This window comes from Variovorax sp. 01T439_2 (genome assembly GCF_056398445.1).
In genome coordinates this window covers 1-7,078 of record NZ_JBFTPJ010000220.1, presented here as the reverse complement: position 1 = coordinate 7,078, position 7,078 = coordinate 1, and the positions used below count along the sequence as shown (strand labels likewise).

Sequence of the window (7,078 nt, the reverse complement as noted above, 5' to 3'; positions counted from 1 at the left end):
GCCGAAGGCGGGGGACATTCGCGGAGCAAGGTACCCCGTCGGCAGGAGCGCGCCCTGAACAGCACGCTCCAAACACGACACGGCGAATAAAAAAACAAGGCGTCATCCCGGTTGCCTCGCTACGGAAACAGGCGCACCGCGATGCAGTTCCACCATGCGTGCCACCTTGTCGAGCCAGGCGCGCACTTCGTCGAGCGCGGCCAGCGCTTCGTCCCAGGTGGTTTCGATGAAGCGCACGCGGCTGCCGATCGGCGCCTGGCCGAGGCGCCACATGTCGGCCTCGATCACCGTGCCGAACTTCGGGTAGCCGCCCGAAGGCTGGGCGTCACGCATCTGGATGATCGGCTGCCCGCTGTGCGGCACCTGGATCACGCCGGGCACGATGCCGTGCGAGCGCAGCTCCATCGGTGCGATGGGGCGCAGTGCCTCGCCCTCCAATCGGTAGCCGTAGCGGTCGCTCTGCGCAGTGATCTTCCATTCGCCGGCCCAGAAGGCGTCGCGCGACGCGGGCTCGAACGCCATGTACTCGGCCGCGGGCAGTACGCGCACGGCTGCCACGCCGCCCTGCTGCAGCGGCAATGCGAGCGCGGGCGGCACGAGGCCGAAGCCGGTCTTGCACGCAGCGCCCGCTGCGGCGGCGCGCAGCACGTCGCCCCGGCGCAGCGCACGCCCTTCGTGGCCGCCAAAGGCGCCACGCAGCTGCGTGCTGCGCGAGCCCAGCACTTCGGGCACCTCGACCCCGCCGGCCAGGCACAGCATGGCGCGGCTGCCGCGCTGATGCGCGCCGCCTTGCGGCAGGCCCAGCGCCAGCACCTGCCCGGCCCGCGCCTGGTGAACCCACCAGGGCAGCAGCGGCTGCTCGTCCAGCCGGGCCGCGCAATCGGCGCCGGTCAGCGCGAAGGCGCAGTCCTCGCCGAAACGCACCTTGAAGGGAAACACCGGCACTTCGATGGCGGCTGCATCCAGCGCATTACCCAGCAGCAGGTTGCCGGCCGCGAGCGCCAGGTTGTCCATGGCGCCCGAGGTGCCCACGCCCCAGCGCAGGCTGCCGGTGCGCCCCTGGTCCTGCACGGTGGCGAGCGCGGCCGAGGAAAGCACTTCGATCATCGGACGATGCCCTCCACGCGAAAACGGATCATGTCGCCCGGCTGCAGCGCCGCGGGCGGGTCCTGCGCGGGATCGAAGAAGCACATCGAGGTGCTGCCGATGGTGTTCCAGCCGCTGGGCCCGGCCGAGGCCGAGACACCGGTCTGCGCCCCGCCGATCGACACCGCCCCGCCCGGGATGCTCAGCACCGGCACCTTGCGGCGCGGCGTGGCAATGCGCGCGTCCATGCCGCCCAGGTAGCAGTAGCCCGGATGGCTGCCGAGCGCATACACCGGGTAGAGCGGCGCGCTGTGCAGCTCGACGATGCGCTCGATGCTGAGGCCCGTGTGCGCCACCACGTCGGCCATGTGCGGGCCGCCCGCGCCGCCGTAGACCACGGGCAGCTCGACCACCCGGCCTTCGCGCGGTCGTGCGACGGCCGCGTCCCACGCATCGTGCAGGCGCGCCTCCAGGGCTTGGAGCGCGCCGGCGCCGCGCGGCGGGTGCAGGAAGGTCAGCATCAGGTTGTTCATGCCCGGCACGGCTTCGCGGATCTCCGGCCAGGCCTGGGTCTCGTGCGCCAGCGCCCAGATGCGCTGCTGCGAGTCGAGGTTCATCTCGCCGGGCGCCTCGAAGATCAGCGCGGTCGTGCCCAGCAGGCTGATCGATGGCCGCTGCACGGTCATGCCGCGCTCCTTTGCTGCAGCCAGCGCTCGAGGTGGTGGATGTCGACGCCGCCGGCGGCAAAGCCCTCGTCGCGCAGCAGCTCGCGGTGCAGCGGCACGTTGGTCGCGATGCCGTCGATGCGCATCTCGGCGAGCGCCAGGCGCATGCGGTCGAGCGCATCGGTGCGCGTGCTGCCGTGCACGATCAGCTTGGCAATCATCGAGTCGTAGTACGGCGGCACGCGGTAGCCGGCGTTGGCGTGCGAATCGACCCGCACGCCGAAGCCGCCCGGCACCTGCCAGCCGGTGATGCGCCCGGGCGAAGGCGCGAAGGTGTCCGGGTTCTCGGCGTTGATGCGGCACTCGATCGCATGGCCCTGGCAGCGCACCTCGTGCTGCACCAGCGCAAGGCGCTCGCCGCGCGCCATGCGCAACTGCTGCTGCACGATGTCGATGCCCGCGGTCATCTCAGTCACCGGGTGTTCGACCTGCAGGCGGGTGTTCATCTCGATGAAATAGAAGGCGCCCTTCTCGTAGAGGAACTCGAAGGTGCCCACGCCGCAGTAGCCGATCTGCCGGCAGGCGGCCGCGCAGCGCTCGCCCACCTCGGCCATCAGCGCCTCATCGATGCCGGGCGCGGGCGCTTCCTCGATCACCTTCTGGTGGCGGCGCTGCAGCGAGCAGTCGCGGCTGCCCAGCCAGATGGCGTTGCCGTGGCTGTCGGCCAGCACCTGGATCTCGACGTGGCGCGGGTGCAGCAGGAACTTCTCGATGTAGACCTCGGGGTTGCCGAAGGCCTGGCGCGCTTCCTCGCGCGTGAGCGCCATCGCATCGAGCAGCGCCGCTTCGCCCTGTACCACGCGCATGCCGCGCCCGCCGCCACCACCCGCCGCCTTGACGATCACCGGATAGCCGATCTCGCGCGCGATGGCCTGCACGGCGGCCGGGTCGTCCGGCAGCGGCTCGTCGGGCCCCGGCACACACGGCACACCAGCCTTGCGCATCGCGCGCTTGGCCGAGACCTTGTCGCCCATGGTGCGGATGCAGGCGGCGCTGGGGCCGATGAAGACGAGGCCGGCCTGCTCCACGCGCGCGGCAAAGCCCGCGTTCTCCGACAGGAAGCCGTAGCCCGGGTGGATGGCCTGCGCGCCGCTGAGTTCGGCGGCAAACAGAATGGCGGACTGGTTCAGGTAGCTCTGCCCCGGCGCGGAGGGCCCGATGCACAGCGCTTGGTCGGCCTGCGCGACGTAGCTGGCTTCGCTGTCGGCCTCGGAATGCGCGACCACGGTCTTGAGGCCCAGGCCGTGGCAGGCGCGCAGGATGCGCAGGGCGATCTCGCCGCGGTTGGCAATGAGGACGGTGTCGAACATCGCGCAGCTTTCCTCAACCGAAGCGGAACAGGGGCTCGCCTGCTTCCACTTCCTGGCCCGAACGCACCAGCACGGCCTGCACGGTGGCGGCAGCGTCGGCGCGGACTTCGTTGAACATCTTCATGGCCTCGATCACGCAGAGCATCTGGCCGGCCTCGACGGCCTGCCCCGGCTGCACGAAGGGCGGCTCGCCCGGCGCGGACTGCAGGTGCACCACGCCGTAGAGCGGCGCAAGGCATTCGGCCGCGGCGGCTGGCGGCGGTGCCTGCTGCGCAGACTCCGCGGTGGGCGCCTTGCGCGCAGCAGCAGCCGGGCGCCGCGCGGCTGCGGGCACGGCCGCCAGCGCCGATTGCTTCACCAGCCGCAATGTGCTGCCGTCTTCGCTGTACTCCAGCTCCGCGAGGTCCGAGGCCGCGAGTGCGTCGATGAGCGTCTTGATCTGTTCCTGCTTCATGCCGGGGCTGCCTGTGGCGACAGAACATCCTTGGTGGCCGACGCATTCCGCGAACGCGTGACGGCAGGCATGAACGGTAGCGGCCCGCGGGCACAAAGCCCAAGACGGAATGGCTGTGCCGGGATAAGGCCGGCTTATGACGGCACGCTACGACAGCGCAGCCAGTTCGGGTTCGGGCGTGGCCGCGAAGGTGCCGGCCAGGTCGACCACGAGTTCGAGCAGGATGCTCTTCACCGCCTGCGCCGGCTCCGAGAGCGGCAGGTGGTCGGACTGGCACAGCGCGAGCGGCGCCTCGATGACCGGATCGACGATCTGGAACTGCCAGGCCCCGCAGGCCGCCACCACTTCGCGCGCCATCGACGCCGGCAGGATGGTGGCGCCCAGCCCGTCGGCAATGGCGGCCGTCAGCGTGAAGGCCGACTCGATCTCGGCCACCACGCGCGGCACCATGCCCGCGCGCACGAAGGCCGCGTCGACCAGCTTGCGAACCACGTTGTAGGGGCGCGGCAGGAAGAGCTCGATGTCGCGCAGGTCGGCCAGCTTCACCGGCTGCGCCGGCGCCGGCATGGCGGCCGGCCCGACCAGGAACAGCGGCTCCTTGAGCAGCGGCAGGAACGAGAGGCCGTGGATCGCCTTGTCGCCATAGAGCACGGCCAGGTCCATGCGGCCGTTCATGATGAGCTCGCTCAGCGTGGTGCCGTAGTTTTCGTTCAGGTAGAGCAGGATGCCGGGGTGGCGCGCACGCACCGTGCGCAAGAGCGGCAGCGAGAGCGCCGAGGCCGCCGTGCCGGGCGCAAGCCCCACCGACACCTGGCCCGACAGCCCTTCGCCGGCCGCTTCCATGTCCACGCGGGCCTGCTCGCACTGGCGCAGGATGATCTGCGCATGCCGGTACAGCACCTTGCCGGCCTCGGTGGGCGTGACGCCGCGCTTGGTGCGCACCAGCAGCTGCTGGCGCACCTCGCCCTCGAGCGTGGCCCGTTGCTGGCTCAGCGCGGGCTGGGCGATGAAAAGAACCTCGGCCGCCTGCGTCAGGCTGCCGATGTCCACGATCTTCACGAAATATTTGAGGCGTCGCAGGTTCACGCCGTGTCCCCAAGCAAAAGCCGAGCCTAGCACCGCCCTCGCGCAGCGGCCATCGGGGCCCACCATAAGCTCTGCCTATACAACCAGTGCAATCTCGTCTTGGCCTCGCGCGATCGATGTGCGTACCGTTCGGTCCATGCCATCGCCAACCCAGGAAGACAAGTGACGCCCTCCCGCATTGCCGCCCGCGTGCGGCGCATCAAGCCCTCGCCCAGCACTTCGGCCGCCGACCGCGCCAACGAACTGCGCCGCCAGGGCAAGTCGATCGTGAACCTCGTGGTGGGCGAGCCCGACTTCGACACGCCGCCCCACATCCGGCAGGCCGCCGCCGCCGCCATCGAGAAAGGCGCGACGCGCTACACCCTGATGGCCGGCACGGTGGAGCTGCGCCAAGCCATCGCCGCCAAGCTGGAGCGCGAGAACGGCCTGCACTACGCGATGAACGAGATCATCGCCACCAGCGGCGCCAAGAGCGCGATCTACAACGCGCTCGCCGTCACGCTGGAGCCGGGCGACGAGGTGATCATTCCCGCGCCCTACTGGGTGTCGTATCCCGACATGGTGCTGGCCTGCGAAGGCACGCCGGTCACCGTGGCCTGCCCCGAGGCCAACGGCTTCAAGCTGACGCCAGCGCAGCTGGAGGCCGCGATCACGCCGCGCACGCGCTGGCTGCTGATCAACTCGCCGAGCAACCCGACCGGCGCCAGCTACACCGCCGACGAATATCGCGCGCTGGCCGAGGTGCTGCAGCGCCACCGCCAAGTGATGGTGATGACCGACGACATCTACGAGCACATCCGCTTCGACGGCCAGGCGACGCCGCACCTGCTTGCGGTTGCGCCTGCGCTGCGCGAGCGCACGCTGGTGATCAACGGCGTCTCCAAGACCTATGCGATGACCGGCTGGCGCATCGGCTACGCGGCCGGCCCGGCGGATCTGGTCCAGGCGATGAACACACTGCTGTCGCAGTCCACCGGCAACTGCTGCTCGGTGAGCCAGGCGGCCGCCGCGGCGGCGCTCGACGGCAACCAGGACTTCGTGGCCGAGAGCGTGGCCATCTACAAGCAGCGCCGCGACCGCACCCTGGCGCTGATCAACGACATCCCCGGCCTGCACTGCAGCCCGCCGCCGGGCGCCTTCTACCTGTACATCCACTGCGGCGGCCTGATCGGCAAGACCACGCCAGAGAGCAAGCGGCTGGACCAGGACGGCGACGTGGTGATGTACCTGCTCGAGAGCGAAGGCGTGGCCGTGGTCGCGGGCACCGCCTACGGCCTGTCGCCCTACTTCCGCCTTTCCATTGCCACGTCGATCGAGACGCTGGAGGAAGGCTGCGCGCGCATCGCACGGGCCGTGGCCGCCCTGCGCTGACGCGCGCCTGACTGAATTTCCGAGGACAACACCATGCCCTACAAAGCCATCCGCAAGAACCCGTCGGCCGCACCGGTGGCGCCCGAGATCCTCGCCGCACTGCGCGAGATGCCCGTCGCGGCGCTCAGTGACAACATGCACCGCAACATCGGCAGCATCGGCCTGCATCCCTACCACCGCCCAACGGCGCGGACCATGGCGGGCACGGCCGTCACGGCACGCTCGCGCGGAGGCGACAACCTCACGTACCTGCGCGCGCTCGAATTCTGCCGGCCCGGCGACGTGCTGGTGATCGATGCCGGCGGCGACCTCAACAACGCGGTGGTCGGCGGCATCCTCTCGTTCTACGCCGCGCACATCGGCATCCTGGGCGTGGTGGTCGATGGCGCGATCCGCGACGTGGCCGAGGTCCGTGCGCGCGAGTTCCCGGTGTATGCGCGCGGCGTCACCCACCGCGGTCCCTACAAGGACGGCCCCGGCGAGATCAACGTGCCGGTGTCCGTCGGCGGGATGGTCGTCAATCCCGGCGACATCGTGGTCGGCGACCAGGACGGGCTGATGGCCTTCGCGCCAGACGAGGCCGAGTTGCTGATCGAGAAGGCACGCGCGCACCTCGCAACGGAGGCGGAGACCATCCGGGCCATGAAGGAAGGCCGATGGGACCGCGCCTTCATCGACGCGCTCGAAGCGCGCTGCGCCAACTGAAGCCTGGATGAGCGGGAGAAGCGAGCGCCTGCACGGCGGAACCCGCGCTGGAGGTCGTCTTACGCGCTGATATCCATGCGATACCGGAAAACTCGCGCGTCGATGAGTTCTCCATACTTCTGCACTGGCGCTCCCAGTCGGGCGATGATTTTCCCGGCGGCGGCCTCGCTGGTGCACTCGATAAGCACATAACAGTCCTCGCTGCCCACGTAGCCCGAATCCGCCGTCACCGGCCTGGAAAGGCCAGCATCGGCCTCGACAAAGTGGATCGAAGCCGTGCCCGGTTGGTCGAGCACTTCCAGAACGCCCGCAAGCGCCGGCATCATGGCCGGATCACCGGA

7 protein-coding genes and 1 pseudogene are annotated in these 7,078 nt (G+C 69.9%); 2 read left to right on the top strand and 6 right to left on the bottom strand.

Annotated features, from left to right (window positions below):
- Positions 1-102: 102 nt before the first annotated feature.
- The 5 genes from AC1DOC_RS12635 to nac form a co-directional block, all read right to left on the bottom strand.
- Positions 103-1,107 carry a 5-oxoprolinase subunit C family protein gene (locus tag AC1DOC_RS12635; RefSeq protein ID WP_018904136.1) on the bottom strand — a complete coding sequence of 335 codons (1,005 nt, stop codon included), beginning with the start codon at positions 1,105-1,107 and terminating at the stop codon, positions 103-105.
- Complete coding sequence (gene pxpB, locus AC1DOC_RS12630; protein ID WP_018904135.1) at positions 1,104-1,772, bottom strand: 5-oxoprolinase subunit PxpB; 669 nt, start codon at positions 1,770-1,772, stop codon at positions 1,104-1,106. Before pxpB ends, AC1DOC_RS12635 begins: the two co-directional genes overlap by 4 nt.
- The gene (gene accC, locus AC1DOC_RS12625; RefSeq protein WP_018904134.1) at positions 1,769-3,121 is read right to left on the bottom strand and encodes an acetyl-CoA carboxylase biotin carboxylase subunit; all 1,353 of its coding nucleotides are present in this window, start codon (positions 3,119-3,121) and stop codon (positions 1,769-1,771) included. The genes pxpB and accC overlap by 4 nt, the downstream gene beginning before the upstream one ends.
- A 13-nt stretch (positions 3,122-3,134) precedes the next feature.
- Positions 3,135-3,575, bottom strand: a complete 441-nt coding sequence (locus AC1DOC_RS12620) for an acetyl-CoA carboxylase biotin carboxyl carrier protein (protein ID WP_018904133.1) — start codon at positions 3,573-3,575, stop codon at positions 3,135-3,137.
- Positions 3,576-3,722: 147 nt separating this feature from the next.
- Positions 3,723-4,661, bottom strand: a complete 939-nt coding sequence (nac, locus tag AC1DOC_RS12615) for a nitrogen assimilation transcriptional regulator NAC (RefSeq protein WP_478129883.1) — start codon at positions 4,659-4,661, stop codon at positions 3,723-3,725.
- Between the two features lie 162 nt (positions 4,662-4,823).
- On the opposite strand from nac, the gene AC1DOC_RS12610 reads away from it, so the two are divergent.
- Together AC1DOC_RS12610 and AC1DOC_RS12605 are read left to right on the top strand one after the other, a co-directional pair.
- The gene (locus AC1DOC_RS12610) at positions 4,824-6,032 is read left to right on the top strand and encodes an aspartate transaminase (RefSeq protein WP_369664604.1); all 1,209 of its coding nucleotides are present in this window, start codon (positions 4,824-4,826) and stop codon (positions 6,030-6,032) included.
- Between the two features lie 33 nt (positions 6,033-6,065).
- Positions 6,066-6,737 (top strand): RraA family protein, encoded by a 672-nt coding sequence (locus tag AC1DOC_RS12605; RefSeq protein ID WP_018904130.1) that lies wholly within the window; start codon positions 6,066-6,068, stop codon positions 6,735-6,737.
- Between the two features lie 59 nt (positions 6,738-6,796).
- Here AC1DOC_RS12605 and AC1DOC_RS12600 read toward each other — a convergent pair.
- Positions 6,797-7,078: pseudogene (locus tag AC1DOC_RS12600) on the bottom strand (hypothetical protein); the annotation flags it as partial.

Bases quoted from the DNA above. Each gene is read 5' to 3' on its own strand.
- AC1DOC_RS12605 (WP_018904130.1), top strand. From the start codon at position 6,066: ATGCCCTACAAAGCCATCCGCAAGAACCCGTCGGCCGCACCGGTGGCG.
- accC (WP_018904134.1), bottom strand. From the start codon at position 3,121: ATGTTCGACACCGTCCTCATTGCCAACCGCGGCGAGATCGCCCTGCGC.
- AC1DOC_RS12620 (WP_018904133.1), bottom strand. From the start codon at position 3,575: ATGAAGCAGGAACAGATCAAGACGCTCATCGACGCACTCGCGGCCTCG.
- pxpB (WP_018904135.1), bottom strand. From the start codon at position 1,772: ATGACCGTGCAGCGGCCATCGATCAGCCTGCTGGGCACGACCGCGCTG.
- AC1DOC_RS12635 (WP_018904136.1), bottom strand. From the start codon at position 1,107: ATGATCGAAGTGCTTTCCTCGGCCGCGCTCGCCACCGTGCAGGACCAG.